A 26,684-nucleotide genomic window follows, 5' to 3' on the forward strand; every position below is an offset into this window, starting at 1 on the left:
CCGTACCGGCGGCTGGGGTCGGCGGTGGCGGACGCCGTATCATCGCTCGAACTGGCTATCGTCAGCCGGGCTGTCTAAAACGGGAGGAGGTAAGACTTTGGAGTAGCACATGAGGGCCCTGACCTCATGTGCCTTTCGCTTATCAAATATGTGCAGGTGATTAATTCTACTCCGAATAGTTGCTTGACTCCCACCGTGAGGCCCTTCTCCGCAGCCATGATTGTGATCGAGTTCAAATAGCATATTTGCCAAGAAGGGGCTGGTTGGAGATCCCTGCCGAAGACACGATGCCGCATCTGGAACCAAGAAAAGCCTTGTGAATCGCCGACAAGCACAATAGAATCTGCGCTGACTACGACAATAGTTGCGTTACCGGAGACGTTGTGCAATCTGCTCAGTAGGGCTCGATTAGGACAGGCCATGCTTGGGCGGTCCTGCTTAGAATCTCTCACCTTTTCCGGGAGGAGGTTATATGGCACGTGGACTGCTTACAGCTTCAGTGATCGGTGTCTTGCTTTTCTTTTCGGGCATTGTTCTCGCGCAAGATGTGTGCTCAGGTGCGGACCGTGCGCTCGTATTGAGCGGTGGAGGGACGAAAGGCGCGTATGAGGCTGCTGCTGCTTACCACCTCATCGTGCATCGGGGCTGCGACTTCAAGGATTTGTCCGGTGTCTCGGCAGGAGCGCTCAATGTGTCGTATCTGGCTCAAGCGTCGATGGAATCCGACTCGCTGAAACACCTTCAGCAACAGGCGTCAGCACTTGTTGAGATTTGGCGCGACGTCACTGACCCGAGCGCCTTCATGGCGCCGCGCTTTCTCGGCAGGTTGCGTATGTTCTTGTTCGGGCTGGAGGGTTTGAACGATTTTTCCGCGCTTAAGGAGCTCATCCGCAAGAACATCAGCGTTGAAAAGCTGCGTAAAAGCGGGCGACACGTCCGCGTAGGCTACATCTCTTTTTTCGACGGCGGTTACCGCGAGATCAGTCCTTGCTCACCGTCCCCGCATCCCGAGGAAAATGATCAATACCTGGACTACGTGTTCGCGAGCGCGCTGATACCTGTGTTCGGCGATATGCCGCTCATCCGCCAGCGGGGGGACAATGCCGATCCGGCGACGTGGACACAGTTCGCTGACGGCGGCGTTCGGCATAGCACCCCGGTCCCCGGCTATTTCCCAAATAGCGAGATCGTGCCGCTCCTAGCCTCGTCGGGCGGAGTGCCTGTGCCGTCCAACCAGTGCGGTGCCGATGAGCCACCACCACATCCTAGACCGATTCAGGGCCTCTTCATTGTCGTTGCGGGTCCTTACAAAAAGCTCGACGACAGGATTGAGCAACCTATGTGCGATAACCAACCATGCCGCCAGATGCACGATGGCCGAGATATCGCCATGCGGAGTGTATGGGCCGCACTAGAGTCGCCATATCGCTGGGACATCAATTATGCCATTACAGCAAACAACATGCTCAAGTGGCGCCACGAGTTGATCTGTACCATGCCCACCGCCCTCAACAAGATCGAGGAGATCCCGACGCGCTTCCCCGTTTCATCATTCAATCAGGGACCGAAATACGACTTGCCGTACCAACCCATGCTGATCATAACGCCCAACGCATCGTTAACCGACGGGATCTACGATGTCACAAAGCAGGTAATCCTCAAGCAACTCTGGGCCGGATGTCGCGATGCGAACGATGCGATGGTAGATCTCAGCCGCCCCAATATGTCCGTGCCCGATATGCGAGCTGTCTGTGAACACGATTTTCCATACCCGACGGCCAAGAACGGCTCACAATAGACAATGCGCGGTTTATTCGGTGCTCCCCAGTGTCAAGACAAAAATAGGAGTTGGTTAAGCTGGTTGGCATGCACGCCGTAGTCACCAGTCAGCTGTGCAAGTGTGCGCGCTTCCTCGATCGCGTCAAGAGCGACATTGGCCTTGAGGCTGCGTCGTGACGCTTCCTCATTTCCGCGCTCATGATGCCTCCTTGTGCGCAGCTCGCTCAGCCTCTTGTTCCACCTTAGTGCCCTGTCGTTTTTGGGGAGCATTATAAAGACCATAACTAACAGGAGGAGAAGCCTAATGAGTCGTCGTCTGGTTATTGGAGTTGGTTTAATTTTGCTGTGTGCTGTCAAGCCGGTTTTTGGAAGTACAGCCATGAAGGGTGGTTTTGAAATAGGCGAGGCGCAGAAGATGCTCGCGTTATGTATCAATCTGAACGGTGACGGGCTCACAATTGACGCTGACAAGCAGGTGCCGTCCGATTGGGAGTCAATTTTTGACAGTGATCCCAAACGCAACGAAAAGGCACAAGGGTTCGGACCATTCGATAATCGCTGGAAGCTTTGGAAAAACAAAAAGCAAGATGGTGTATACGCCCTCGTCATTCGCGGCACAATCCCAAGTCGTGACAGCATTAAAGAAGATTTGCTTGCGACCTCCATACCTGCAAAGGGAATCCAGCTTCTTGATACCGATCAGAACCCTTTAGGTAAGAAACGTGGCGTTGTATTCTCTCTGGCGAAAACCGACCATGCTGAAGTTCACGTCGGTTTTGCTTACGGATTGGCTGTCATGTTGTTTGACCGTGATCGTGGCATTCTGAATCAGTTGAGTCAATTGCCTGCCGGTAGCCAGATCTACATCACAGGCCACAGCCAGGGAGCCGCACTTGCGACGCTGGCCCATGCGTTTCTCAACCATGCCTTGACTGGCAGTGACGACAAGAATAGCTTTGGCCTCAAGGGCAAGAATTTTTCCCTCAAGTCATATGTGTTTGCTCAACCTAAACCAGGAAACTGGCAATTCGCTATGGATTTTGCTGAAGGGATTGGGAATCAGGATCTTGCGTATACGATAAATAATACGTCGGATTGGGTCCCGCAAGTTCCGCTCTCGATTCAGCTTGTGAGCGAAACACTTCAACCCATTGCAACAGCTTCCGGCCACTGGTTTGCGAATTCAGCCTTGAATTTCTTGGCGCGGATTAGGCGGTCCGCCTCATCACAAGTGAGCAAGTTGACAAACTACAAGGAAAATATCACAAAGAATTTTGACGACCGGTATTTCGTCGACGCTGGTCAGTTTTCTCAAACTGGCTATGGAGGCAGTTCTCTAGATTATATGCCAGTTGGAAACCTGAGAGCATTCCGTCCAAAAAACGATATGAAAGCAGGTGATGGGGATCTGTTCTGGGAGCATCACCTTGCCAGGTATAAGGAATTACTGGATGCGTTACAAAAAGCTAAGTAAGGCAGAAGATGGGGGTGTCAGCTTGCTTAACTTGAGCAAGATTTCTGTTTTATTTCTGTAGGTCCTCACAGACAGTTTTATTTTGGAAGTTTCTCATCCCACACCTCCTTCAAGAAGCTGCACTTTTCCAGATGCTGCGCGAAGCTATTGTTGATGATCTCCACCGCCTTTTGTACGCACATTTGTACCCTGCTCACGGCGGCCTTGCTCTTGTCCGGATTTTTCTCGACAAAATAAATTGCCTCGGCCAGCACCGCCACCCATTTCTACGTCAGGGCGGAACGCTTCCTGATCGCCGATCGCACGATCCCGTTCCTCAAAATGGAACATGTGAAGGGCGTTGTCTTTCCGGCGAGACCATCCTTCAAGATGTTGACTGGGAGGCGTGGCCAGAGGCGGCGCGCTGCGCGATTATAGCCCACGCCAAGGAGTCCCGGATCACGCTGTGTCCGTTCGTCACTGCACCTGAACTTCCCACACGCAAGCCCGGTTTCATATTGACAGCGCGGCCCCCTTTTGGTAGCGTGAGGGGCGAGTTTAGCATCGAGATGAGCGGTCGCCACAGTGACCGAAAGGAGTACGGATGGAGGAGTTCCGCCGAATCAGTCGGCTGCCCCCATATGTCTTCAACATTGTAAACGAGTTGAAGGTCGAGGCGCGGGCTCGTGGCGAGGACATTATCGACTTCGGGATGGGCAACCCCGACCTGCCGACCCCTCCCCATATCGTCGAGAAGCTCTGTGAAGCAGCCAGGAACCCTCGTAACCACCGGTACTCCGCCTCGCGCGGAATTACGAAGCTCCGGTTAGCTATCGCCGACTGGTATGGGCGGCGATATGGGGTTGAGATCGATCCGGGGCGTGAGGCGATCGCGACCATCGGCGCCAAGGAAGGACTTTCACACCTCGCCCTGGCGATTGTGGAACCCGGGGATGTCGCCTTGGTGCCGAGTCCGACCTACCCGATCCATCCCTACTCGGTGATCATCGCGGGGGGGGACGTCCGCAGCATTCGCCTTGAAGAGGGAACCGATTTCTACGAGGCGCTTGTGGCCGCCCATCGGGAAAGCTGGCCGCCGCCCAAGCTCCTGATCATGAGCTTTCCCCATAACCCCACCACCGCCACGGTAGACCTTACTTTTTTCGAGAAAGTGGTGGAGTTTGCACGGGAGCAGCACCTGTTTGTGGTCCACGATCTTGCCTACGCGGATCTGACCTTTGATGGCTACCAGGCGCCAAGCCTGCTGCAGGTCGCTGGGGCAAAGGAGATCGGGGTAGAGTTCTTCACGCTCTCCAAAAGCTACAACATGCCGGGCTGGCGGGTTGGGTTCTGTGTGGGCAATCCGCGGATCATTGCGGCCCTGACGCGGCTCAAGAGCTATCTGGATTACGGAATGTTTCAGCCGATACAGATCGCGGCGATTATCGCGCTGAACGGCCCGCAGGAATGCGTGGGACAGACGGTTGAGACTTACCGGGCGCGGCGCGATGCGCTGGTAGACGGGCTGAACCGGATCGGGTGGAGCCTGTCCAAGCCGAAGGGAACCATGTTCGTCTGGGCAAAGATCCCCGAGGCGTATCTAGGCATGGGGTCTCTGGAATTTTCGAAGTTTCTCCTCAATAAGGCCAAGGTCGCCGTGTCCCCGGGGATCGGGTTCGGGCAATATGGGGATGCGTTTGTTCGATTTGCTCTGGTGGAAAACGAGCACCGGACTCGCCAAGCCATCCAGGGACTCAGGCGAGTGCTGTAAATGAGCGAGGTTCGGGCGGATAAGTTTCGCGAGGAGTGTGGAGTAGTAGGTATCTATGGCCATCCGGAGGCCGCCAACCTCGCCTATCTGGCTCTCTATGCGCTTCAGCACAGGGGTCAGGAAAGTGCCGGCATTGCGACCTCGGACGGCGGGTCTCTGCATCTTGAAAAGGCCATGGGGCTGGTGGCCGATGTCTTTTCCGAGACCAAGCTTCGTCGTCTCAGGGGCGCGCTCGCCATTGGCCATGTTCGTTACTCGACGACCGGGACCTCGCAGCTTAAGAATGCGCAGCCGCTGCTGGCCGGCTACCTGCGAGGTCAGATTGCCCTCGCGCACAACGGCAATCTGACCAACGCCGAGAAGATCCGGCATGATTTAGAAGCACAGGGGTCGATATTTGGTTCCACGACCGACAGCGAGGTGATCGTTCACCTGATCGCCCGCTCGCGGGAGCCGAACTTGCTGGAAGCGTCAATCGATGCGCTGAGCCAGATTCGGGGCGCTTATTCCCTGGCCATCATGAATGAGACCGAATTGCTGGGGGTCCGCGATCCCTACGGCTTTCGTCCCCTGTCGTTGGGAAAACTTGGTGATGCGTGGATCCTCGCGTCAGAGAGTTGCGCGTTTGATCTGATCGAGGCCCAATTCGTCCGCGACATCGAGCCCGGCGAATTCATTCGGATCAATGAAAACGGTGTGCATTCATTTTTTCCGTTTCCACCTGCACCTAAGTCTCAGTGTATCTTTGAGTATGTCTACTTCGCCAGGCCGGACAGCTTTTTATTTGGTCGATCTGTCGCAGGGATTCGCAAAGATCTCGGCAGGCACTTGGCGCGCGAGTATCCGGTCCAGGCCGATGTGGTAATTCCTGTCCCCGATTCCGGCGTGCCCGCTGCTCTGGGTTTTGCCGAAGAGGCGCGCCTGCCGTTTGAACACGGCCTGATCCGCAATCACTATGTGGGTCGGACCTTTATCGAACCCAAACAAGCGATTCGGCATTTCGGGGTCAAGATCAAGCTCAACGCTATTCAGGAGCTGCTCGAAGGGAAGCGCGTCGTTGTCGTGGACGACTCAATTGTCCGTGGGACCACCAGCCGGAAGATCGTATCAATGATCCGAGCGGCCGGAGCAACGGAGGTCCATGTGCGGATCAGCTCTCCCCCCACGATCGCTCCCTGCTATTATGGCATTGACACCCCGACGCGTAAGGAGCTGATCGCCTCCACACACGACGTCGAGGAGATTCGGCGCTACCTTCGCGCGGACACCCTCGGTTATCTGAGCCTGAAAGGTTTACAGCAAGCCGCCGGGAAGGAGAGTCAAGGGGCGACAGGCTTCTGTAATGCGTGTTTCAGCGGCAGTTACCCGGTTCCCTTTATCGAAGAGGATCAGGAGCAACTCCGCCTTTTTGCGGACTAGGGAGGATTCGCGAGATCTCGATGCCTGGTCATCGCACGAAGACACACATTAGCTCCGCCTGTACTCCACGGATCGATTCGCTCAATTGCTCACCTGTCCTCGCATTCGGTAAACCGGGATTGACAGACATCTTGCTCGAGGGTAGGGGACACATCCCTTCCGGGATCTGCTAAACCCCTCCCCAGGTATCGCCGCGACTTGGCATGCCACTCTCACGAGCACACCCTTGGGTCTTTGAGGAGAAAGATTACCGCTCGCGCGCCAATACGTGGTACGCGCTACATCACCGACTATGAATTCCCCGGATAGGAGACACCTTGGATGAGTGAAGCCAGCATTGTACTGCCAACCTTCGGCCCGCAGGAATGGAAGATCCTCTGGTTTGTCCTGATTTCGGCCTTCATCGCCCTGGGATACGGCGCCTTCCTGGCGAAAAAGACCATCCGGGAAGACCCCGGCAGTCAGGCCATGCAGGATGTGGCCACAGCGATTGAAGAGGGGGCGTTGGCCTATCTTGCGCGACAGGTCAAGACGATGATCTGGTTCGTCGTCGCCATCACGATCGGCCTCTTCTTCATGTATCGTGGGCTCTATGAGGGGATGCTCCTACCGCTTGGCGTGGCGCTCGCCTTCTTCATGGGGGTCGGTGCCTCCTACGGGGCCGGGTATGTCGGGATGCTGCTGGCCGTAAAGGGCAATGTGCGGACCGCAGCAGCAGCCCTCCACAGCTTTAAGTATTCGCTGGAGATCGCCTTCAGGGCCGGGACGGTCTCGGGGATGTTCACCGTCGGCCTTGGGCTCCTGGGCGCGACCATCATCTTTCTGCTGTTCAAAGAGAATGCGATGAAGATTCTCGTTGGCTTTGGCTTTGGTGGGTCGCTTGCCGCCCTGTTCATGCGCATGGGGGGCGGCATTTTCACCAAGGCGGCTGACGTGGGCGCCGATCTGGTCGGCAAGGTTGAGAAAGGGATCCCTGAAGATGATCCGCGCAATGCCGCCACGATCGCCGACAATGTCGGCGACAATGTCGGGGACTGCGCCGGTATGGCGGCCGATGTCTTCGAGTCGTACGAGGTGACGCTGGTCGCGGCCATTATCCTGGGCGCCGGGGCGATGCTAGATAAGGACTTCGTTGAGTCGTTCGGCGGAGCCGCCAGCGCCTCCAGGGTTGTTCTGGCCCTGATCATCTACCCGCTCTTGATTCGCGCCGTTGGCGTCTTCGGCTCGATCCTCGGGACGTGGTGCGTTCGAGGCAAGGACGATCCGGACATGAACCCGATGAAGCCGATTAACGTCGGATTTTGGGTGGCAGCCCTGAGTTCCGTCGTCGGTTTCTGGATCGTGAGCTACCTCTATCTTGGCGACATCGTCAGCGAGAAGTACGGCGCCATCTGGTGGCGCGTCTTCCTGGCCAATGTCATGGGAATTGCCCTGGCGTTGCTGATTCAGTGGCTGACGGAGTATTTCACCGCAACCGACAAGAAGCCGGTGACCGAGATTGCCTATTCCAGCCGAACCGGGCCGGCGACGCTGATCCTTTCCGGGTTTGCCGCAGGTCTCGAGTCGAGCGTCTGGGCCACCTTGGCCATTGCCGCGACCATCTTTGGCTCTTACAGCATCTTCGGCGGAAGCTTTTCGCTGTCGGCGTATGGAATCGCGCTGGCCGGCCTTGGACTGCTGGCCACCACCGGATTTGTGCTAGCCGAAGATACCTTTGGTCCCATCTCCGATAACGCCAACGGTATCTTCGAGATGTCTGGCGCGTTGAAGAACGCCCCCAGGACGCCATCAGGAATCGAGGCTCATCGGATTGTCGCCAAGCTGGATGCGGTCGGCAATACGACCAAGGCCCTGACGAAAGGGCTGGCCATTGCCACCGCGGTTATCGCGGCCGTCTCCCTCTTCCGCTCCTTCATCGACGAGGCGCATCTCTTCGAGCAGGGGATCCAGGTGAACCTGCCGGAGGTCTTCATCGGCTTCCTGATCGGGGGGGCCGTCCCGTTCCTCTTCTCCTCCTTTGCGATCCAGGCGGTAAGCCGGGCGGCCTTCCTCCTGGTGGAAGAGGTCCGGCGGCAGTTCCGGGAGAAGCCGGGGATCATGGAGTTCAAGGAGAAGCCCGACTACGGTCGGTGTGTAGAGATCGTGACCGCCGCGGCACAGAAGGAGCTGCTGGGGCCAGGCGTCCTTTCGATCGTCAGCCCGATCCTGGTCGCCTTCGCCTTCGGCGCGCCGGCGCTGGGCGGCTTCCTTGCCGGAGCGATCCTCACCGGCCAGCTCATGGCGGTGTTCCTCTCCAATACCGGCGGCGCCTGGGACAATGCCAAGAAGAAGATCGAGGAGGGGTTGTTTGGCGGCAAAGGAACCGACTGCCACAAGGCCGCGGTTATCGGCGATACGGTCGGCGATCCATTCAAGGACACCGCGGGACCGGCCATCAACCCGATGATCAAGGTCATGAACCTGGTCGCAATTCTGATCGCACCCTTGGCCATCCGTCAAATTGGGTTTGGTACTCGGGCGATGATCGTTCTGGCCTGCGTGACCATCCTGGGACTGTCGGTGCTCTTCAGCAAACGAGGCTCGATCGTCGAGGAAGAGCCTGCAGCGGCAGCGAAGCAGGCGGAGGCCAGCCGCGCCCACTAGGCCACAGAACTGATGTCTTCTAAATTAGGCGAAGTTCCAAGGCCCACACAAGAACGCTCGGTCCGTGTCCGTCTATCCGCTTGAGACGATTGTCTTCAACTCCGTTCCTCACTATTCAGAGGGTCGTCCATATGGAGGAGTTCGTCCTCCGGACGGTTCCTCATACCTTCTAAAACTTCTCATGAGGGGCGACAGTCAGCCTATGGCCATATCAAGGTCCATTGTGGAGGGATCTAGTTGACAAGGGTGTGACTCGAGGCGAGAATTGTGTAGAAGTGTTCGCACTGTATCTGCATACACTGTCGATCAGCATACTCAATAGTTCGCCGCCTTTCCGGTATGGTATGCTGTGGACAATGTCGTTATAGGTTGGTATAAACCATAGGGAGGGTTACCCATGGGCTTCCTATCCGGTCTGTTTTCAAGCCAGTCAGATTACGAACGTCAGCTTGAGGAAACTCATACTCGGATGTTTCAGGCGTTGATGAGAATATCGGTCAGTGAGGCAAGACGTACCGCCCGAGACATGATCCATGACGCGAAAGAGGAGTTGAAGCGATCAGAAGAAGCTCACTTGCCTCAAGATTACGGCGATCAGTTGCTTCAACGAGAATTGACAGATCCGTCCGTTAAGGAACAACTGGCCAAGAAGAGACAAGAAGGTGTTACTGATGCAGACATCAGGTGGTGGTGGAATCTCCCCGCCATTGAGCGAGTACTAATGGAAAAGGTTGACGGGCTCCAGCGATATGTCATTTGTCTAAAAGAGTCGGGGGACAGTCAAACACCGGAGCACGCGGCTGCGGCGCTAAGGAAACTTCACCCGATGTACGGCGATCCGGCTGACACCTCTCAGACGACAGGTGATGATCGACCGTTGCCATACGAGCTAAGGAATCGAGTGAACGCCTACATCCAGAAACGACTCCAGAACGATCCCCTCATCTACAAAAAGGATATTGCAAGCTCCTCCACCTTCAATGCGCTAGTCCGTAGGGGTATACGAAGCGGTCAGATATGAAGGGTGGTGGAGGGCCAAAGACCGGCGGCGAACAATTCCCTCCACGGGCCGCGTCCTCGGCCTCTCGCCTTCGATCGAGCTCTGCGGCGCACCCGTGAGCGCATCCGATTCTACCTTCCTGACGAGGTCACTATCAACTCCCTGAAGGTCTTCCCGGTGGCCAATTGAGATACGGAACAGGCGCAAATACGGTTGACAAAGGGTCTGGTTCAGACTAGAAGAACAACAAGGAGACCGTATGAAAACCATGCCTCTCCTCTTCTCCACGTTGCGACATTGTCCGGTCCTCGATGCCGAGGGGCAACTCGTGGGTCACCTTAGGGACCTGATCCTCTTACCGTTGGGAGTCCTGCCCCCGGTGACCAAGCTCGTGGTCCTGACACCCGAGAAGGAGGATCTGGTCCTGCCGTGGGACGTCGTGGCGCGCATAGAGCAGGAGCCGGCGGCGATTCGCCTGTCTTCTGAGCGTGACGCACTTCAGCCGGTCGAGCCGCGAGCCGAAGAGATGGGGCTGGGAAAGACCCTCGTCGATCGAAAGGTCGTGGACACCAAGCATCACAATGTGATCCGGGTCAATGATCTTGAGTTCCAAGAAGCGCAGGGACGGCTACAACTGGTGGCAGTCGAGGGCGGGCTCCGCGGTCTATTGCGGCATCTCGTATCCGATGCCTTTGTTGAACGGATCGAGCGTCTTTTTAACGTACGGTTGGAACGGGAGACGGTTCCCTGGGAGGTGGTCGAACCGATGGAGACTGAGCTGGCTAAGGCCAAACACCGTACAGCCTATGCCAAACTGGCAAAGCTCCATCCAGCCGACATCGCCGACATCATCGAAGAGTTGAACCCGAGCGAGCGAGCGACCGTGTTGGCGTCCTTGGACGAAGAGACGGCTGCCGAGACGCTGACCGAGACGAAGCCGGAGGTCCAGAGCTCGATGGTCCAGATGATGGAGAGCGAGCAGGCTGCCGACATCCTGGAGCGCATGGAACCCGATGAGGCGGCGGACATCCTGAGCGACCTGCCGGAGGCAAAGGCGCAGGAGCTCCTGGAGACGATGGAGGAAGAGGAGGCCCAGGACGTGGTTGAGCTGCTGACACATGAGGAAGATACTGCCGGCGGGCTCATGACCACCGAGGTGTTTAGTCTGCCGCCTGACCTCACCATGGTTGACGCGATTGGCCGGCTCCGCTCTGCTGAGGGGGCCAAGGCCGAGACGATCTACTACATCTACGTCACCGATGATCTGGATCGGTTACTCGGGGTGCTGAGCCTTCGGGAGCTGATCCTGGCTGGCCCGGGCCAGCGGCTTGAAGAAATCATGGAGCGACAGATTATCAGCGTTCGACCGGAAAGCGGTCTGCGCGAGGTCACCGAAACCTTTACCAAGTACAATCTGATGGCCGTGCCGGTGGTGGATGAGGGGGGGGAGCTAAGAGGAATCATCACCGTCGATGATGTCCTAAACCTGCTTCTCCCGATGATATGGAAACAACGGGCAGCGAAAAAGTTCCTTTAGCCGTTTCTACACCCAGGACACTCGATGCGGCTTTCGCGGATCAAGAAGCGGCGGATCCTCCGATTCCTGGCCATCATGGGCCCGGGGATCATCACCGCCAGCGTCGATCAGGACGCCGGGGGGATCGCCACCTACTCTCTGGCCGGCGCCCGCTACGGCTTCGGCCTGCTCTGGACGATCCCACTGATTGTCATCAGCCTGGCGGTGATCCAGGAGATGAACGCTCGGATGGGGATCTTCGCCGGCAAAGGCTTGGCCGATCTCATTCGAGAACGGCTAGGGGTCCGGGTGACCATGGTCGCCCTGAGCGTGCTGGCCCTAGCCAATCTCGCCAATACCGTGGCGAATTTCGCCGGGGTCGCGGCCAGCACCGAGATCTATGGTGTGAGCCGGTACTTTTCCGTACCCGCCAGCGCCATCCTGCTCAGTTGGCTGGTTGTGAAAGGGACCTACCGGTTCGTCGAGAAAGCCTTCCTCGTCTCCAGTGCCCTCTATCTTGTCTATGCCGTCTCGGCCTTCTTGGCGAGACCGTCGTGGTTGGAGGTCCTGCACGAGACCGTGCGCCCCAGTTTCCACATGGACAGTGCATACCTGACGATGCTCATCACTGTCGTGGGGACGACCATCGCCCCGTGGATGCTCTTCTACCTACAGTCCTCGGTCGTGGACAAAGGGATCAGCACGCGCGAATTCTCCTATGCCAAGGCCGACGCCTACCTTGGCAGCGTCATCGCGGGTATTATGATGTTCTTCATCATTGTGGCGTGTGGCGCGACGCTCTTTCCGCACGGCATCCGGGTCGAGACGGCCGAACAGGCGGCAATGGCGATCGAGCCCTTCGCCGGACGATTCGCCGCATTTCTTTTCGGCTTCGGCCTGTTTAATTCCTCGATCGCGGCGGCGGCGGTTATTCCTCTGTCAACAGCCTATGCAGTGTGCGAGGGGTTGGGCTGGGACACGGGCATCAATCGAACCTTTAGCGAGGCTCCCGGGTTCTTCAGCATCTACCTCAGCATGGTTGGGGCCAGCGCGCTGCTGATCCTCTGGCCGAAGGCACCGCTCATCACCATCATGTATCTCTCCCAGACGCTGAACGGCATCTTGCTTCCGTTTGTGTTAATCTTCATGCTCCTGCTGATCAATGATCGGGCGATCATGGGCATTCGCGTCAACTCGCCGACCTACAACCTGATCGCCTGGGGAACCGCCTTTCTGATGGTGGTCCTCACGCTCTTGTTGTTGGTGACGTCGATCGTCTGATCGAAGTGCGACCACCAGGCTTTGGCTTGACAGGGTTGGGGGAGAGAGGGTAGAAGAGAGCGAGGCGGAGGGGACATGGGGCCGAAGCAGCGATATGCGTCAACGATCAAGGCATGGCCGGCCGAAGAACGGCCGCGAGAGCGGCTGTTTGCGCACGGGTCAAGCGCGCTCACGACGGCGGAACTGCTGGCGATTCTGTTGCGTACCGGGACCGGCGGTCAGAGCGCCGTAGAACTGGCCCGCAGCCTGTTAGAAAAGGTCGGAGGTCTGCGCGAGCTGGACCGCAAGGGCGCCGAAGAGCTGCAAGAGGCGAAGGGGCTGGGCCTGGCGAAGATCGCCCAGCTCAAGGCCGCCCTGGAGCTGGGTCGTCGACTGATGGCCGAGGAGAAGAAGGTCCTGGGCGCCGTGACCTCCTCGAAAGAAGTCTACGAGTGGCTTCAACCGCAGATGCAGGGCCTGACCAAAGAGGTGTTCAAAGTGCTCTTGCTCAACGGTAATAACGAGGTGTTGGAGAGCGCTACCCCTTTCGAGGGGTCGCTCACCGAAAGTCCGGTTTACCTCCGGGACTTGGTAAACCTCGCCAACCGGCATAAGGCCGCCGCCTTGATCGTAGCCCATAATCATCCCTCTGGCAACCCGCGCCCCAGCTCGACTGATAAGTCGCTTACTGAGGAACTGGTTGCCATGGGGCGGTTACTGAAGATCGGTGTGCTCGACCACGTGATTATCGGTGATGGACGCTATTACAGCTTCGCCGACGAAGGGCTGATTGAGCAGTATGGAGCGACCTTTGACGGGCGTCGGATGCGATGAGGGGCAAAGCAGAGGAGGTGGTGAAGATCTCGTCTGAACGGGACTTAGCGAGGGTTGCAGGTGTTGCAGGGCTGATGGGGCTGTTGCTGCTGTCAGGATGTCAGTTCCTTCCGCCAGAGCTCAGATCGCTCAAGTCACCAATCAGACTGTCTCCGCTTAAGCACGAGGTAACGGTTCAGCCGGCCACGAGGATGGGGCCTGCGCCGTTCACGGTTGACCAAGCAAAGGCTGAGCCCGCCGAAGTACAACTCACCCTCTCCAACCCTACCACCTCGACCATTCGGCTGGTATGGACAGAGGGAACCTTCATTGCCGCAGATAGTATTTCATATTCAATCGGAGTAAAGACCGACCGAGGCGGATTGTCAACAGAGCCGACGATCATCGAGTCCAACAGTACGATCCGGATCACGGTCATCGCACTCGCGAAAGATGGCAAGTTGGCGGTATCAAGGGGCAAGTCAATCGAGGCGCCCTATCGGGTGGGGCTCAAGCTCATCGCTGAGCGTGGAATTACGCGATGGAAGGGTACAGTGTGGGTCTTCGTCTTATGAGTCATCTGTGCAACGAGGAGATATCGTGAGATTGGGAGGGAGCGAGACAATGGGGGTCAGGAGGAGAGCGGGAGGGCGCGCAGTGCGGGGCGCGAAGTTCGATGGGCGCTCTGTTCTCAAAGGCGGGATGTGGATATGGGGAGCTGTTCTGATGTGTGGTCTGCTCTTGGTCTGGAACGGGAATGGGTGGAGCGATGAACCCCCGCAGGCGGGTGGACATCACCATCATCCGGCGGTGGCACCGCCGACGCAGATAAAGCAACAGACCGGTCCGGTGAAACAGCAGCCTCGTCTCGCGGTACCTCCACGATGGCGGTTTGCCATACCGGCCGGAGATCATCACGCCGGACGGCAAGTCTTTGTCGACTTTGAATGCTTCAAGTGTCATGAAGTTGCTGGTGAGGACTTTCCCGCACCCAAGGCCGAGCAGGGAAATGTCGGACCCGCCCTCTCAGGGATGGGGGCGATGCATCCGGCGGAGTATTTCCTCGAGACGATGATCGACCCGAATGCCTCCGTAGCGTGGCGGATCAAGCACCATAAGGATGAAAAGAAAGGGTATCTCGGTGCCGACGGTAAATCAAAGATGCCCAGCTACAACGAGACGATGACGGTCCAGCAACTCATCGATCTTGTGGCCTACATGAAGAGCTTGACCGAGGGTGGCCATCGGCATTGAGGCCGGTACGAGGCGTGAAGTGCGCGATTCCAGCACAGGTCTCTACCGGCGGCAGCGGGGCTTCTTTGCGCAGGTCTACGAGTCCGGCGGGCTGACGCCTTGGCCATCCACTGAACCGACACCCGCTGTCGGCCGATTGGCGCATCTGCTGAGGCGGCGCAAGAGGGGCGGTCGGGTACTCGATCTGGGTTGTGGCGAGGGACGACATACGCTCCTCTTCGCCAGAGCCGGATTCTTTACCGTTGGTCTTGACTATCTGGCTGCGCCTCTCAGGACGACGGCGAAACGGGCACGGGAGAAGCGTCTTACTCCACGGATCAGGCTCCTGCTGGGCGATGCGCTCGTACCACCCTTTAAACCAGGCAGTTTTGACGCGCTGCTGGATAGCGGAGTATTCCATCACGTCAGGAAGGCCGACTGGCCGATCTACTTCGACCAGGTGTTGGGTCTTGTGAAGCCGGGCGGATACTTCCATCTGACGGTCTTCAGCACCAGGTTCAGACACTATCCCGGCGAGCAGCGGACACGCAACTGGCAGGTCCACCGTAACCACTATGACCGCTTCTTTGTCAAGCGTGAGTTCGCCGGGATCTTCGGCGGGCGGTGCGAGATCCTGGCGATCGAGGAGGAGCGCGAGGGGCTGAATGGCTTCTTCCATGTCCTCATGCGGAGGCGTTCAACTCATGTGCAGCGCGCCGACCGGGATCGTCCGTGTTGACATTTCGTCCTCGCGTGGGCCTGATTGTGATCATCGGACTCCTCGTTATCCCCGGCGCCTCACCCTTGACCGATTCGCCTGTCGCGCTCGCCTCGCTGACAAAGGCGGAGGCGGCGCTTGAAGGTAGCTTGGTCGTTGAGGACCCTGAGATCCGCGAGATCATCGCGCAGCCGACTCTGCGGCGGCGAATCTCGCCGATACGGTTTGCAGGCGATCGCCGTACCTATGAGTTCCTGGTGAGGCACCCGCCATTAGCGACGCAACTGGCCAGGCGCCTGCACCCACCCCTCGAGCGCTACACCGTTACGCAGATTGCAGAAGGCGTGTATACGGTAGAAGACCGAGGCGTCCTGCGAGGCGGCGCGAGGCTGATTGCTGCGACGGGGGATCAACGCATCTATCGGTTCCAGGGAGAGTTCCGATCCCTTGGGCATATCCTTCACTTTACCGGTCGGATGGTTCTGATCCTGCGCTATCGCGAAGTGCGGGAAGGGAGCCGAATCTTCATGGACAGCAACCCAGACTTTTATCTCCGTATCGATCACCCGTTTTTCCATGTTATGACGAAGCTCCTGTCACCGCTTATCACATCGATTATGGATCGCCGGGTGAAGATGGTAGTTGAGGCGACAAGGACGCTGTTCGACCAGGTGCAGACTGATCCCAATGGGCTCTACCAGCAGATGAGCACATGGCCGGATGTGCAGCCTTCGGACCTGGAGGCGTTCCGGCAGACCTTCCTCAGCAAGGAGGCGACGGTGCGATGACCCTGCGAGAGGCGATCGGTCAGCTCTTCATCTTCGGGTTTGAGGGCGATAAGCCATCCGAAGCTCTTGAGGCCTTTGTGCGAGATCTCGCCCCTGGCGGATTGATCCTGTTTGGGCGTAACCTTGGCAGCCCGGAAGAGATCGCGACGCTCACCGACGCGCTTCAAGTTGCCTCGTTGACGCCGCTCTTCTTCGCGATTGACCAGGAGGGCGGGAAGGTGGCTCGCCTCCAGCCCCCTTTCACGCAGTGGCCATCCGCCGAAGCGGTTGGGACGGCGGACTCGGCGGAGTTGACCAACGCGATAGCCGCATCGATCGCCAGGGAGTTGATGGCGGTCGGGATTAACATGAATATGGCGCCGGTGCTTGATGTCCTCACGAATCCTGCTAACCCGGTTATGGCGGGTCGAAGCTATGGTTCAGACCCGCATATGGTGGCCCGGCATGGGATCGCCTTTTTCAGAGGGCTCGCGGACCAGGGAGTGGTGGCGGTTGGTAAGCACTTTCCCGGCCACGGCGATACCACGGTTGACTCTCACCTGGCGCTACCGGTCGTACCGCATGACCTCGACAGGCTCTCAGCGGCCGAACTTGTTCCATTCGCCATCGCCATCAACGCAGGCATCCCGGCGCTGATGACGGCTCATCTCCTGATCCCTGCTCTGGACCCGGAACAGCCGGCCACCCTGTCTCGATCGATCCTGACTGATCTACTGCGAGAACAGATGGGTTTTCGCGGTCTGGTCATCAGTGACGACCTCTTGATGCAGGGGATCGCTGACAGCACCCCTCCCGGTGAGGCGGGTGTTCGGTTCCTGGAGGCCGGGGGCGATCTGATGCTGATTTGTCATGACGAGGCGGCGCAGCGGCAGGCGCTCCGCGCCGTGGCTGAAGCTGTAGAGACCGGACGACTGTCCGAGGCGAGGGTGCGGGTTTCGTGTGACCGCATCGCCAAGGCGAAGGCGCAGGTAGTGCGCCGCGAGCCCGTCGCTTCCGTCGAGGAGATCCGCACGGTTGTGGGCTGTGATGCCCATCGGCGACTCATTGAGCGACTGGCGCAGCTTCCGTCATGAAGCGTCGGCGCCGGATGGTTGTCCCGCTCATCGTACTGGCGCTTACCGCATGCGCTGCTCCCGGCACCGGCTTGCAAGTTGTGTCGGTCCCTGATGAGAAGCTCCGCGTGGAGCGAAGCGCTCAGTCGCTCGTGAAGGCCCTCCCCTCAAACGTGTCCAGGCGCTCGTTTACGTTCCACATTGTGGGCGATGACCGGGCCTCCGGGTGGAATATCGCTCCAGGCATCATTTATATCGGTCAGCCGACAGCTCGTGATGCGTCCGACGACGAGTTAGTCCAGCTTATCGCCCACAGCATGGGTCACGACCTGCTGGCCCATCCCGTCAGTAAAACAGATGTCTCAGACAGTCGTCAGGCCGTAGAACTTGCCGCTATCGCTGTGGTGCCTGGAGGTCTCCTGCTGACCGGGATCGTAGAAGGCATGATGAGTGGCAGCGAATATACCTTAGCCCAGGAGATCAACGCGGAGCGTATTGGGCTTCGACTCTGGCTTCACAGCGGTCGGACGTGCGCGATGTGGATTATATTACGTGAGAAGCAGAAGGAGCAGGGGAGGAGTTGGCACGAGCCGCTCAAAGACGTGCCCCCTCCTTTCGACGACCTTATTGCCACTGCGAAGGGAGAGTGCATGGGGCAGCAGTAGGGGCGCTGCTTGCTGCGCCTGATACGACAGGTGCGGCTTGTGAGATACAAATCTCCCCGAACTCCGTTTTATAAAAAAGGGGGATGAGAGATTCGAGGCGGGGTATTCAGCGATGACGTGCTTTTGCCGCCTCGTCAACGAGCGCTCGAAAGAGCGTAAGCTGTTTGGGATAATGGGTGAACATCCGTTCAGGATGCCAGTGGACGGCGAGGAGAAAGCGTCCAGTGCCCTCAACCCCTTCCACGACTCCGTCAGGGGCCACGGCGTTGACCGCGAGGCCGGGCGCCAGGTCGCGGATAATCTGATGATGCGTACTGGTCACGCGCAACTCTCGAATCTCAAGAATTCCGGCAAGGCGAGAGCCTTCCACAATTGTGACCTGGTGAGCCGGCTCCCCGCGCCGCTCTCGAAGGCTCTGATGGGCCGGGTCGGTCTCTTTCCGGTAGGAGAGGTCCTGGTAGAGGCTGCCGCCCATGGCCACGTTCAGGACCTGGAGGCCGCGACAGATTCCTAAGAGCGGTAGGTCACGGCTGCGGGCAGCGTGAACCAGCTCCACTTCGAAACGATCCCGCTCTTCGTCGATCTCGCCGCATCGTTCGAGCACGATCTGCCCATAGAAGGAGGGGTGGATGTCGGCCCCTCCGGTCAGGAGGAGCCCATCAATCGCGTCCAGATACGCCTCGGCCAGGGCGGGCCCTTCGACGGGACTCGGGGCAGTCTCCGCATGGCTGCTCGGTAGGATCAGCGGCAGGCCGCCGGCCTGCAGGACAGCGCGGGGGTAGGCCTCCAGGATCGCCTCCCAACGCTCGTCGTCATCCCAATGGTGCCAGCTCGTAATCCCGATCTTCGGTCGCATCCGTTATCCCCTTCGACGAGGCCCAGAACAGCTCCTCCGCACGATACGTCCTGGTCGAGCGCCGGTGTGCTCACCGGCCTCAACCACCGGGATCCCGTTGACGAAGACATGGTGAATGCCGGCGGGGTACTGGATCGGCGCCTCGTAGGTGGCCTGGTCGGATATGGTCACTGGGTCGAAGAGGACCAGGTCCGCCACGCAGCCGGGTTGCAGACGCCCCCGGTCCGGCAGGCCAAGCTTTCGGCATGGATCCAAGGTCATCTTCCTGATAGCGGTGGGCAGATCGAGTATACGCCTTTCTCGCACAAAATGGCTCAGCACCCGCGGGAACGTCCCGAAGGTTCTCGGATGGGGACGACCGTGACTGAGCGGACCCTGATGGCTGCGACAGCCGGAGTCTGACCCGATCATCGCATACGGCTTCTGGAGGATCGCTTTCAGGTTGTCTTCAGACATGGTGAAGAAGATAGCGTCGACCTGCATCCGCTCTGCCGGAAGCAGCTCGAGGACAAAGTCAACCGACTCCATCTCGGCCAGTTTCGCCGCCTCGCTGACGCGCAATCCTTCGTATCGTCGATGTGCCTCCTGAGTGACTTCGGAGATCATCAGTCGGGACCAGTAATCGGCTGGGTAGCGCATGGTCAGCTCCTGCGCAATTCGGGCGCGCGCTGCCGGGTTGCGCAGCCGTTCGACCCGCCCCCGTTGTCCGCCTTCTAAGGCCCAATCCGGTAAGACCGCCTGAAGCCCGGTGTTGGAGGCGGTGTACGGGTACCGGTCGCAGGATACGTCAAGACCTCTCGCCTGTGCGTTTTCGATGAGGCGAAACGCCTCGACTAGCTTCGGCCAGTTGCGTTCGCCGGAGGTCTTGAGGTGAGAGATCTGAAGAGAGATGTGCGCATGCTCTGCTATGCCGACAATCTCCTCGATCGCCTCAAGCAACCCATCACCTTCGTTTCGCATGTGGCAGGTCAGCACGCCGCCAGCCTCTCGCACCGCGGCCGCAATCGCGGTAAGCTCCTGAGGCCTGGAGAAGCAGGCCGGAGCATACACCAGGCCTGTGGATACACCAAGCGCGCCCTCAGCCATCCCTCGTCGCGCTCCGTCGATCATCGCCTCCAACTCTTCTGTTGACGGCTCCCGGTTGGCGCCTCCCATAGCCGAGCCCCGCAGCGTGTTGTGGCCGATCAGGAGGCCGAAGTTCTCAGAGATCCCCGCTGCCTCCAGCCTCGTGAAGTACTCCGCCACCCCCTGCCACGCATGGTCGAGACTGTAGAGATCACGGTACATGGTCGCCCGTTCTTCGAGCCATGGTCCCCATATCGGGGCGGCCGCGTAGCCGCAATTGCCCCCGATCTCCAGGGTCACCCCCTGTCGAACGGCGCTATCGGCCGTCGGCTGAAGCAGAAGATGATAATCGGAGTGCGAGTGGATATCCACGAAGCCCGGGGCAAGCGTGAGACCCGTCGCCTCGATGACCCGATACCCTAAGGAGGGGGCGATCTGTCCGATCTCTGCGATCCGGTCGCCGGCTACGGCAAGGTCGGCCCGCCGCGCGGGGGCTCCGGTCCCGTCGATAAGGTCAGCCCCTCGGATTACCAAGTCATAGGTAGCCATAAATCATCAGTCAGGGTGTAAAGTAATGAGGCTTTCTCAAGCCAATAATATGATTCGTCCTTTATACTTCGCTTCAAGCCGGCGATTGTGTTCATCACCGCCTGGGAGATTAGCGCTGATGTAGACCGGTGGCACAAGCCCTTTCACGATGAACCTCTCCACGACGCCGCAGACGATCGAGTTTATGATGAAGGCCCCGGCTACAAGTGAAGTCGGTCCCACCTTCGCCGCTAGGCTGGGAAAGGCAAGGGCGCCGTCGCCGGCCTCGCCGCCATTGTCGATGACGAGGTCTGCCACCTCGAAAAGGCGCCTACCGCTGGGATCGCGAGAAGCTACGGCTCGGGCGTGGCGGAGCGACGTGATGGCGATGACTGTGAGTCCTCGCTCCTTCGCCTCCAGAGCCAGTTCGACCGAGACCGGGTTGATCCCGGCGTTCGAGATGATGATGAGGACCTCTCCGCGCTGCGGCGCGTGGTAGTCGAGAAGAATCGCGGCGACGCCGCTCAGCCGCTCTAGGCGTCCGCTCTTTTTGGGGGACGTGAGCGGGCTCAGAAACGACTCGGTCATGGTGTTGACGGGAACCAGCCCACCGGCGCGATGGAACGCCTCTTCGGCCACTGAATGGGAGTGACCACTTCCAAAGATGTGCAGGACTCCGTCAGTGACGAGGGATGAGAAGATCAGATCGGCGGCCCGGTCTATCGCGTCCGTTTGAGTCCGCTGAATCTCACCGAGCAGTTGTATTACGGCTTCGTAATACGCTGAATTGTTCATCGTAGCCCCCTAAATGTCCGTCCCGGGATAATCTTGCCCAGGATCGCGCTATGGGTCGCCCCGGTAATGCGGGGTAGATTCCCTGGCAGGCCGTGGGCGGTGAGATAGGCGAGCAGTGCGAAAGCTGAAGCCTCGATGGCCCGGCCGGGAAAGCGCGCCTCATTGGCGGTGAGAAGACGGCACTCAGGCAAGGCCTCCTGAAGCTGTTTGATGAGCATCGGATTGTTGGCGCCGCCGCCACAAGTGATCAATTCCGCCGAAGCGGCACTGCGCGGGAGTTCGCGTTTCACATGAAGCGCCACCGACTCCGCCGTAAAGGCGGTGACGGTAGCGACCATGTCCTCCTCCGTGATGCCGCGGACTGCGGCGCGGTGGAGCAGGGTGTCGATCAAGGGTGGACCAAAGGCGTCTCTCCCGGTGCTCTTCGGTAGTCGGCGCTTCAAATATGGGTGAGCCATGAGGAAGCGCAGCAGCCGCCGGTTGACCTCTCCAGCCCCGGCGATCCGGCCGTCTAGGTCAACGTGTATTGCCCCGCTGCTCAACCGTGCTACGAGACCATCGATCAAGACGTTACCCGGTCCGGTGTCAAATGCGAGCACGCCGCGAAACCCACGCCCCTTTGGCAGGAAAGTGAGATTAGCGATCCCGCCCAGATTCAGGACAATCCGGTCCCGTCGGAGATGTCGAAACAGAAGCGCATGTAGATAGGGTGTGAGCGGTGCGCCCTCGCCGCCTGCGGCCATATCTCGCGGGCGGAAATCGGCCACGGTCGTCACTCCTGTTCGCTCAGCGATGATCGATGGTTCACCGATCTGTAAAGTGGAGCGAACCGACACGCCGTGCTCAACCCCGGGGTTCGGAAAGTGGGCGATGGTCTGCCCGTGCGAACCGATGAGCGTCACATCGCGTAGCGGCACACCGGCACGCCGGGCCACCGAGATCGCCGCTTTCGCGAAAAGCTCACCAAGCAAGACATTCATACGACAGATCTCAGAGGTGGCGCCAGATCCAGCGTCTGCTACTCGCAAAATGCGCTCCCGAAGCGCATCCGGAAAAGGAAATACCGCGAAGTGCAGGAGTCGGGGCTTCGGGAGCCCCTTGTTTGAGCCGATCTCAAGAAGTGCGGCATCGATCCCGTCGGCCGACGTCCCCGACATAAGGCCAATGACTTTCATGGCTACCGTTTTACGGCTTGATTGGTCTGATCACTCAACGGCGGATACGGGAAAAAGTGAGCAAGGTCTGTCGCCATTGGTTTAATCGAACAACCGGAAGCGGGCGATGGAATAGAGGGCTACCAGACCGTCTCGCCAGGTGATCTTCTTTCCTTCAGCATAGGTCCGGCCGTGATAGGCGATCGGGACCTCGTAGATGCGACAGTGAAGCTTCGCCACCTTCACGGTCAGTTCAGGCTCGATGCCGAACCGGTTTGATTTGAGTCGCAGTCGTTGGAGCACTTCGGTTCTAAAGACTTTGTATCCGACCTCCATATCACCAAGATTGAGATTGGTCATCATATTGCAGAGGGTGGTGAGAAGCCGATTGCCCTGGTAGTGCCAGAAGTAGAGGACACGATGAGGACCTCCATGGAATCGGTTGCCGAAAACGACATCGGCGTGGCCATCCAAGATGGGTTCAAGCAGCCTGGGATAGTCCTTGGGGTCGTACTCCAGGTCAGCGTCCTGAATGATGACGATGTCGCCGGTCAGGTGTTCGACTGCGGTTCGAATCGCCGCTCCCTTACCACAATTGTCCTGGTGAAGGACGAGGCGCACCTGATCTCGTGGTCCCTTGCCAACCTGGTCAGAATCTCACGCGTCCCATCGGTTGAGGCCTCATCGACAAGGATGATCTCCTTCTCGTAGGGGGCCTCTTCCACCCGCTTAAGGAGCAACTCCACGGTGTCCCGCTCGTTGTAGACCGGGATGACGACTGAGAGCTTCATCGAGTGTTCTGGGGCGAACACCGATATTGAGGCTTAAACCGGGGCCATGCGTCGTGGATTGGCGCGGACGCTGTGGCGCTTCGTCGAGCTTGACTCATTTTCTCCCAAATTCTTCCTGAATTTGCTGTCGCACGATGGAGTCGGCGAGTAGGTCTACCGCAGTCATTGCCAGTGCTTTGGCTGCGATGAGCATGGCTCGGTCCCCGGATGTCCCACCGGCGGCCTCGGCGAAGGCGGCAGAGTGGCAGACCACGCTAGATTGGTCGGTGAGCGCGATAGTTGGGTGGATCGTGGGGACCACCTGACTGACATTGCCGACATCGGTGGAACCCGTTTCTTGATTCTCAGGCGTCTGCTCCACCCGTTCACCCAACGCCTCCAGGTTTGCCTGGAAGAGGGCGCCTAGCGCTCGGTTGCCTTTCATCGGATGGTACTCCTCGCCTTCTTCGCGAATTGTCACTGTGGCGCCCGTAGCTTTGGCCGCTGCCTCGAGGCAGGCGACTACGCGGAGGTGCAGATCGTGCAGGTAGTCAAGGTCGAGCGCCCGAATACAGAATCGCGCGGCCGTATAGTCCGGGATGATATTGGGCGCGCGACCGCCGTCGGTGATGATCCCGTGGATCCGGGCATCGTCCCGGATCTGCTGGCGGAGCGCATTAAGATTCGTGAAGGCAAGCACCACCGTATCGAGAGCGTTGATGCCGAGATGTGGGGCCGCCGCGGCGTGGCTTGCCTTTCCGAAGAACTCAACCCGGAGCGCCCGCATTGCTAACGCGCTCTTGAATATCTCGGTTCGGTTGCTCGGGTGAACGAGAAGTGCTGCATCGACGTTGGCGAATAGACCGGCCTTCACCAGAGCAATCTTACCGCCGCCCTTTTCCTCGGCGGGGCAGCCGATCACAAGGACTCGTCCCCCGAGCGCAGCCAGAGACGGCTGTAAAGCCAGGGCAGCGCCAATGGAACCGGTGGCGATCAGGTTGTGGCCGCACGCATGGCCCAGCGAAGGGAGGGCATCGTATTCGGCAAGAAAGGCGATGGTTGCGGATGGTTGATCGACACCTGCCTTGGCAACAAAGGCGGTCGGCAATCCGCCAACACCCTCAATTACCTCAAAGTCGTGCGCCTTGAGGAGTGAGGTCAGATGTCGTACCGACTCTTGCTCCTCGTAGGCCAGCTCCGGATGCTGATGCAGGAAGCGGCTGGTGGCGATCAGCTCGCTCGAGAGCCGATCGACGGCAGTAGCGATCTCGTCTTTGAATGGCATCCTTAGCGCGCCCTTCTATGTTCGGCCGGAGCGTGTCTCGTCGATGGGGTGAGCTGAGCGACCCCACGCATCAGACGCGCATAGCCGTTTACCGGACAACGGTGAAGGTGGTTTGTTGGGTTGCCTCTGTGCCATCCGCCTTTACACTCATGATCACCCGATAGCTGCCGCTCGCTGCGTTCGCGGGAAGGGTGAGCGGCTGGCTGCTGGTCCAGGTCCCACCCATTCGCTGTACTTGCAAGGTCGAGTCGCCAACGGCGGAACTATTGAATAAGATCTGTCGGCGTTCTGAGACTTGAACGGTTTGCTGAGCGTTTCGGGTCAACACGGCAAACCTCATGTTAAGGTTGATTATGTCGCCAGGGCGGACCTGAGCGGGATGTGCCTCGACGGCTTCGATCTTGAGCATGGTTCCCTGCGCCGGGCCGTAGTTGTAGCGTTGGGACGTTGCCGCTCGATCTTGGGATCGGGCCTCCATTACATTGCCAATCACGCCGCCTGTAAGGCCCCCCACAAGACCGCCCAACAGAGTCCCGGTGGCGTTGCCGAAGATCAGCCCTCCGGTCAACAGGCCGGCAGCAGTCCCAACACCGGCGCCAATGGACGTTTCGGGATGCGCCTTGACCTGCTCTTCAATAGCTGCACAGCCAAACGTACCGCCGACGACTAGGAATAGGCACAACAGTAAAGCTACCCCTTGTCTGACAGAAACGACCATCTGCATCATCTCCTCCTTTCCGCGTGAATGTAGATTCCTTCTTGCTATGTCATCCTAGCATCCACGTGAAGACCTCGTCAATGAGTCCGAAAGGCCCTTCGCCTGTCCCCTTCTATCGAATGCAGGGCGAGCCCAGGTGCTTCCCCAATCCGGGTAGATACAAAGGCCTGCTCCTGCGCTGCGGTATCTCGCCTCGGGTTGCGCTGTTCCAGTTGTGGCGGCTCTTGACGCCGTGCTATAGTATTACGGCTTCGATTTTACCCCAGGTGAGTACAGCGTGGGTGCCCGGTCGATGATCGGTGAACACGAGGGCGATGAGGATGAAACAAACGATGAAACAAATTTGGCTGGTGGCACTTGTATTGGCAGTACTGGTGAATGGCTCGGTGACCGTGGCCTTCGCGGAAGAGGAGCCCGTTGCAGGGATGATGGCTCAGAAGGCGGTGCGCGGAGTAGCCAATATGGGACTTGGTGTCGTCGTGGAGGTGCCGAAGACGATCTATTACGACACGCTTGAGGATGGACCGGTATACGGCCTGACGGTTGGGGTCTTGGAGGGATTGAGTTGGGGGATTGCGCGAACCCTTACCGGGTTGTACGAGGTAGTGACCTTCCCGTTCCCGGTTTTGGAAGGGCATCGTCCGATCTACAAGCCTTCGTATCCGTTCGAAGCCGGAAAGACCGATCTCGCCGACTGAAGGATAAAAACCGATTAGAGGGCTCCTGACCCACCTGATCGAAGTTAGAGACGTTGCCTAAGGAGACTGGTCGTTGACCGGAGGTACCGGCTACTGAGGACGCATTGGAGGTTGCGACTCGTAGCTGCTCTCGGGCTGGACCGGTGGCGCGGGCGACGGGTAGTATACAGATGGGACGCTGTAGCCGGGGTAGTTAGGGTTGTCCGCTGCAGGAGGGCAGTATGGGCCAGAGGCCGGATCTTGTGAGAGGCATGGATCCGACCAATAGTAGGGATAGCCGTAGTAGTTGGAATACGGATCGCCGTAGTAGGGGTAATAAGAAGGTGTACCCCAGTAATAGTAGTAAGGATCATACCACCACCAAACCGGGACAAAGGCGCTTATGCCGAAGTCGAAGAAGAAATGATCATGATGAAAGTGCTGACGGTGTACGGGACCAAGGAATGGATGGCTCCGTCCGCCACTGCCGATCATGCCGCCTCTGGCTCCTTCACCCACCGTACTACCGCTCCGGCTTCCCCCGATTATCCCTCCACCTCCGAAGCCACCAGCGCGGCCTCCGCCGCCTGCCCCTCCCCCGCCACCTCCTCTGCCGCCCGCTTGGGCGAAGACAGCAGGAACCGAAACGAGGAGCAGGAGGACAAGGATATTTGCGATAATTCCCATGACTGCTTTGCTTTGCTTCACGATCGTTCCTCTACAGTC

24 protein-coding genes and 1 pseudogene are annotated in these 26,684 nt (G+C 58.6%); 16 read left to right on the forward strand and 9 right to left on the reverse strand.

Annotated features, from left to right (window positions below):
• Nucleotides 1-472: 472 nt before the first annotated feature.
• Nucleotides 473-1,798, forward strand: a complete 1,326-nt coding sequence (locus tag KGL31_00915; protein ID MDE2320472.1) for a patatin-like phospholipase family protein — start codon at nucleotides 473-475, stop codon at nucleotides 1,796-1,798.
• Between the two features lie 285 nt (nucleotides 1,799-2,083).
• A complete protein-coding gene (locus tag KGL31_00920; GenBank protein ID MDE2320473.1) occupies nucleotides 2,084-3,253 on the forward strand; it encodes a lipase family protein in 1,170 nt (389 codons plus the stop codon).
• Between the two features lie 77 nt (nucleotides 3,254-3,330).
• Here the strand turns inward: KGL31_00920 and KGL31_00925 are convergent, their stop codons facing one another.
• On the reverse strand, nucleotides 3,331-3,513 hold the full coding sequence (locus KGL31_00925) for a hypothetical protein (GenBank protein ID MDE2320474.1): 183 nt from the start codon (nucleotides 3,511-3,513) through the stop codon (nucleotides 3,331-3,333).
• A gap of 323 nt (nucleotides 3,514-3,836) precedes the next feature.
• On the opposite strand from KGL31_00925, the gene alaC reads away from it, so the two are divergent.
• The 13 genes from alaC (at nucleotide 3,837) to KGL31_00990 (ending at nucleotide 18,110) form a co-directional block, all read left to right on the forward strand.
• Complete coding sequence (gene alaC / locus KGL31_00930) at nucleotides 3,837-5,003, forward strand: alanine transaminase (protein ID MDE2320475.1); 1,167 nt, start codon at nucleotides 3,837-3,839, stop codon at nucleotides 5,001-5,003.
• The gene (locus KGL31_00935) at nucleotides 5,004-6,422 is read left to right on the forward strand and encodes an amidophosphoribosyltransferase (GenBank protein MDE2320476.1); all 1,419 of its coding nucleotides are present in this window, start codon (nucleotides 5,004-5,006) and stop codon (nucleotides 6,420-6,422) included.
• Between the two features lie 321 nt (nucleotides 6,423-6,743).
• Nucleotides 6,744-9,065, forward strand: a complete 2,322-nt coding sequence (locus KGL31_00940) for a sodium-translocating pyrophosphatase (protein MDE2320477.1) — start codon at nucleotides 6,744-6,746, stop codon at nucleotides 9,063-9,065.
• A 397-nt stretch (nucleotides 9,066-9,462) separates the two neighbouring features.
• The gene (locus KGL31_00945; GenBank protein ID MDE2320478.1) at nucleotides 9,463-10,086 is read left to right on the forward strand and encodes a hypothetical protein; all 624 of its coding nucleotides are present in this window, start codon (nucleotides 9,463-9,465) and stop codon (nucleotides 10,084-10,086) included.
• 238 nt (nucleotides 10,087-10,324) lie between these two features.
• Nucleotides 10,325-11,602, forward strand: coding sequence for a magnesium transporter (locus KGL31_00950; GenBank protein MDE2320479.1), 1,278 nt, complete (start codon nucleotides 10,325-10,327; stop codon nucleotides 11,600-11,602).
• A 24-nt stretch (nucleotides 11,603-11,626) separates the two neighbouring features.
• Entirely contained in the window at nucleotides 11,627-12,862 is a 1,236-nt protein-coding gene (locus KGL31_00955; protein MDE2320480.1) for a divalent metal cation transporter, read from the forward strand.
• Between the two features lie 75 nt (nucleotides 12,863-12,937).
• Complete coding sequence (radC, locus tag KGL31_00960; GenBank protein ID MDE2320481.1) at nucleotides 12,938-13,675, forward strand: DNA repair protein RadC; 738 nt, start codon at nucleotides 12,938-12,940, stop codon at nucleotides 13,673-13,675.
• The gene (locus KGL31_00965) at nucleotides 13,672-14,229 is read left to right on the forward strand and encodes a hypothetical protein (protein MDE2320482.1); all 558 of its coding nucleotides are present in this window, start codon (nucleotides 13,672-13,674) and stop codon (nucleotides 14,227-14,229) included. The genes radC and KGL31_00965 overlap by 4 nt, the downstream gene beginning before the upstream one ends.
• Nucleotides 14,230-14,311: 82 nt before the next feature.
• Nucleotides 14,312-14,908 carry a c-type cytochrome gene (locus KGL31_00970; protein ID MDE2320483.1) on the forward strand — a complete coding sequence of 199 codons (597 nt, stop codon included), beginning with the start codon at nucleotides 14,312-14,314 and terminating at the stop codon, nucleotides 14,906-14,908.
• The gene (locus tag KGL31_00975) at nucleotides 14,892-15,626 is read left to right on the forward strand and encodes a class I SAM-dependent methyltransferase (protein ID MDE2320484.1); all 735 of its coding nucleotides are present in this window, start codon (nucleotides 14,892-14,894) and stop codon (nucleotides 15,624-15,626) included. Before KGL31_00970 ends, KGL31_00975 begins: the two co-directional genes overlap by 17 nt.
• Nucleotides 15,623-16,393 carry a hypothetical protein gene (locus KGL31_00980; protein ID MDE2320485.1) on the forward strand — a complete coding sequence of 257 codons (771 nt, stop codon included), beginning with the start codon at nucleotides 15,623-15,625 and terminating at the stop codon, nucleotides 16,391-16,393. The genes KGL31_00975 and KGL31_00980 overlap by 4 nt, the downstream gene beginning before the upstream one ends.
• Nucleotides 16,390-17,466 (forward strand): beta-N-acetylhexosaminidase, encoded by a 1,077-nt coding sequence (gene nagZ, locus KGL31_00985; GenBank protein MDE2320486.1) that lies wholly within the window; start codon nucleotides 16,390-16,392, stop codon nucleotides 17,464-17,466. The genes KGL31_00980 and nagZ overlap by 4 nt, the downstream gene beginning before the upstream one ends.
• The gene (locus KGL31_00990; GenBank protein ID MDE2320487.1) at nucleotides 17,463-18,110 is read left to right on the forward strand and encodes a hypothetical protein; all 648 of its coding nucleotides are present in this window, start codon (nucleotides 17,463-17,465) and stop codon (nucleotides 18,108-18,110) included. The genes nagZ and KGL31_00990 overlap by 4 nt, the downstream gene beginning before the upstream one ends.
• 106 nt (nucleotides 18,111-18,216) lie before the next feature.
• On the opposite strand, the gene KGL31_00995 is transcribed toward KGL31_00990, so the two are convergent.
• The 7 genes and pseudogenes from KGL31_00995 to KGL31_01025 all read right to left on the reverse strand — a co-directional run bounded on the left by KGL31_00995 (nucleotide 18,217) and on the right by KGL31_01025 (nucleotide 25,281).
• On the reverse strand, nucleotides 18,217-18,966 hold the full coding sequence (locus tag KGL31_00995) for a gamma-glutamyl-gamma-aminobutyrate hydrolase family protein (protein ID MDE2320488.1): 750 nt from the start codon (nucleotides 18,964-18,966) through the stop codon (nucleotides 18,217-18,219).
• 3 nt (nucleotides 18,967-18,969) lie between these two features.
• Nucleotides 18,970-20,580 carry a D-aminoacylase gene (locus KGL31_01000; GenBank protein ID MDE2320489.1) on the reverse strand — a complete coding sequence of 537 codons (1,611 nt, stop codon included), beginning with the start codon at nucleotides 20,578-20,580 and terminating at the stop codon, nucleotides 18,970-18,972.
• A 36-nt stretch (nucleotides 20,581-20,616) separates the two neighbouring features.
• Nucleotides 20,617-21,354, reverse strand: a complete 738-nt coding sequence (locus KGL31_01005; protein MDE2320490.1) for an SIS domain-containing protein — start codon at nucleotides 21,352-21,354, stop codon at nucleotides 20,617-20,619.
• A complete protein-coding gene (locus tag KGL31_01010; GenBank protein ID MDE2320491.1) occupies nucleotides 21,351-22,529 on the reverse strand; it encodes an anhydro-N-acetylmuramic acid kinase in 1,179 nt (392 codons plus the stop codon). The genes KGL31_01005 and KGL31_01010 overlap by 4 nt, the downstream gene beginning before the upstream one ends.
• Before the next feature lie 81 nt (nucleotides 22,530-22,610).
• Nucleotides 22,611-23,299: pseudogene (locus KGL31_01015) on the reverse strand (glycosyltransferase family 2 protein).
• 94 nt (nucleotides 23,300-23,393) lie between these two features.
• A complete protein-coding gene (locus KGL31_01020; protein MDE2320492.1) occupies nucleotides 23,394-24,563 on the reverse strand; it encodes a M20 family metallopeptidase in 1,170 nt (389 codons plus the stop codon).
• Nucleotides 24,564-24,651: 88 nt separating this feature from the next.
• Nucleotides 24,652-25,281, reverse strand: a complete 630-nt coding sequence (locus KGL31_01025) for a hypothetical protein (GenBank protein MDE2320493.1) — start codon at nucleotides 25,279-25,281, stop codon at nucleotides 24,652-24,654.
• 332 nt (nucleotides 25,282-25,613) lie between these two features.
• On the opposite strand from KGL31_01025, the gene KGL31_01030 reads away from it, so the two are divergent.
• The gene (locus tag KGL31_01030; GenBank protein MDE2320494.1) at nucleotides 25,614-25,979 is read left to right on the forward strand and encodes an exosortase system-associated protein, TIGR04073 family; all 366 of its coding nucleotides are present in this window, start codon (nucleotides 25,614-25,616) and stop codon (nucleotides 25,977-25,979) included.
• 90 nt (nucleotides 25,980-26,069) lie between these two features.
• On the opposite strand, the gene KGL31_01035 is transcribed toward KGL31_01030, so the two are convergent.
• Entirely contained in the window at nucleotides 26,070-26,666 is a 597-nt protein-coding gene (locus tag KGL31_01035; protein MDE2320495.1) for a hypothetical protein, read from the reverse strand.
• Between the last annotated feature and the right edge of the window lie 18 nt (nucleotides 26,667-26,684).

The sequence above is a fragment of the Candidatus Methylomirabilota bacterium genome (assembly GCA_028870115.1).
Classification (GTDB): domain Bacteria; phylum Methylomirabilota; class Methylomirabilia; order Methylomirabilales; family Methylomirabilaceae; genus Methylomirabilis.

Coding starts and splice junctions, on each gene's coding strand:
- KGL31_00915 (MDE2320472.1), top strand. CDS start 473: ATGGCACGTGGACTGCTTACAGCTTCAGTGATCGGTGTCTTGCTTTTC.
- KGL31_00920 (MDE2320473.1), top strand. CDS start 2,084: ATGAGTCGTCGTCTGGTTATTGGAGTTGGTTTAATTTTGCTGTGTGCT.
- alaC (MDE2320475.1), top strand. CDS start 3,837: ATGGAGGAGTTCCGCCGAATCAGTCGGCTGCCCCCATATGTCTTCAAC.
- KGL31_00935 (MDE2320476.1), top strand. CDS start 5,004: ATGAGCGAGGTTCGGGCGGATAAGTTTCGCGAGGAGTGTGGAGTAGTA.
- KGL31_00940 (MDE2320477.1), top strand. CDS start 6,744: ATGAGTGAAGCCAGCATTGTACTGCCAACCTTCGGCCCGCAGGAATGG.
- KGL31_00945 (MDE2320478.1), top strand. CDS start 9,463: ATGGGCTTCCTATCCGGTCTGTTTTCAAGCCAGTCAGATTACGAACGT.
- KGL31_00950 (MDE2320479.1), top strand. CDS start 10,325: ATGAAAACCATGCCTCTCCTCTTCTCCACGTTGCGACATTGTCCGGTC.
- KGL31_00955 (MDE2320480.1), top strand. CDS start 11,627: ATGCGGCTTTCGCGGATCAAGAAGCGGCGGATCCTCCGATTCCTGGCC.
- radC (MDE2320481.1), top strand. CDS start 12,938: ATGGGGCCGAAGCAGCGATATGCGTCAACGATCAAGGCATGGCCGGCC.
- KGL31_00965 (MDE2320482.1), top strand. CDS start 13,672: ATGAGGGGCAAAGCAGAGGAGGTGGTGAAGATCTCGTCTGAACGGGAC.
- nagZ (MDE2320486.1), top strand. CDS start 16,390: ATGACCCTGCGAGAGGCGATCGGTCAGCTCTTCATCTTCGGGTTTGAG.
- KGL31_00990 (MDE2320487.1), top strand. CDS start 17,463: ATGAAGCGTCGGCGCCGGATGGTTGTCCCGCTCATCGTACTGGCGCTT.
- KGL31_00995 (MDE2320488.1), bottom strand. CDS start 18,966: ATGCGACCGAAGATCGGGATTACGAGCTGGCACCATTGGGATGACGAC.
- KGL31_01000 (MDE2320489.1), bottom strand. CDS start 20,580: ATGGCTACCTATGACTTGGTAATCCGAGGGGCTGACCTTATCGACGGG.
- KGL31_01005 (MDE2320490.1), bottom strand. CDS start 21,354: ATGAACAATTCAGCGTATTACGAAGCCGTAATACAACTGCTCGGTGAG.
- KGL31_01010 (MDE2320491.1), bottom strand. CDS start 22,529: ATGAAAGTCATTGGCCTTATGTCGGGGACGTCGGCCGACGGGATCGAT.
- KGL31_01020 (MDE2320492.1), bottom strand. CDS start 24,563: ATGCCATTCAAAGACGAGATCGCTACTGCCGTCGATCGGCTCTCGAGC.
- KGL31_01025 (MDE2320493.1), bottom strand. CDS start 25,281: ATGGTCGTTTCTGTCAGACAAGGGGTAGCTTTACTGTTGTGCCTATTC.
- KGL31_01030 (MDE2320494.1), top strand. CDS start 25,614: ATGAAACAAATTTGGCTGGTGGCACTTGTATTGGCAGTACTGGTGAAT.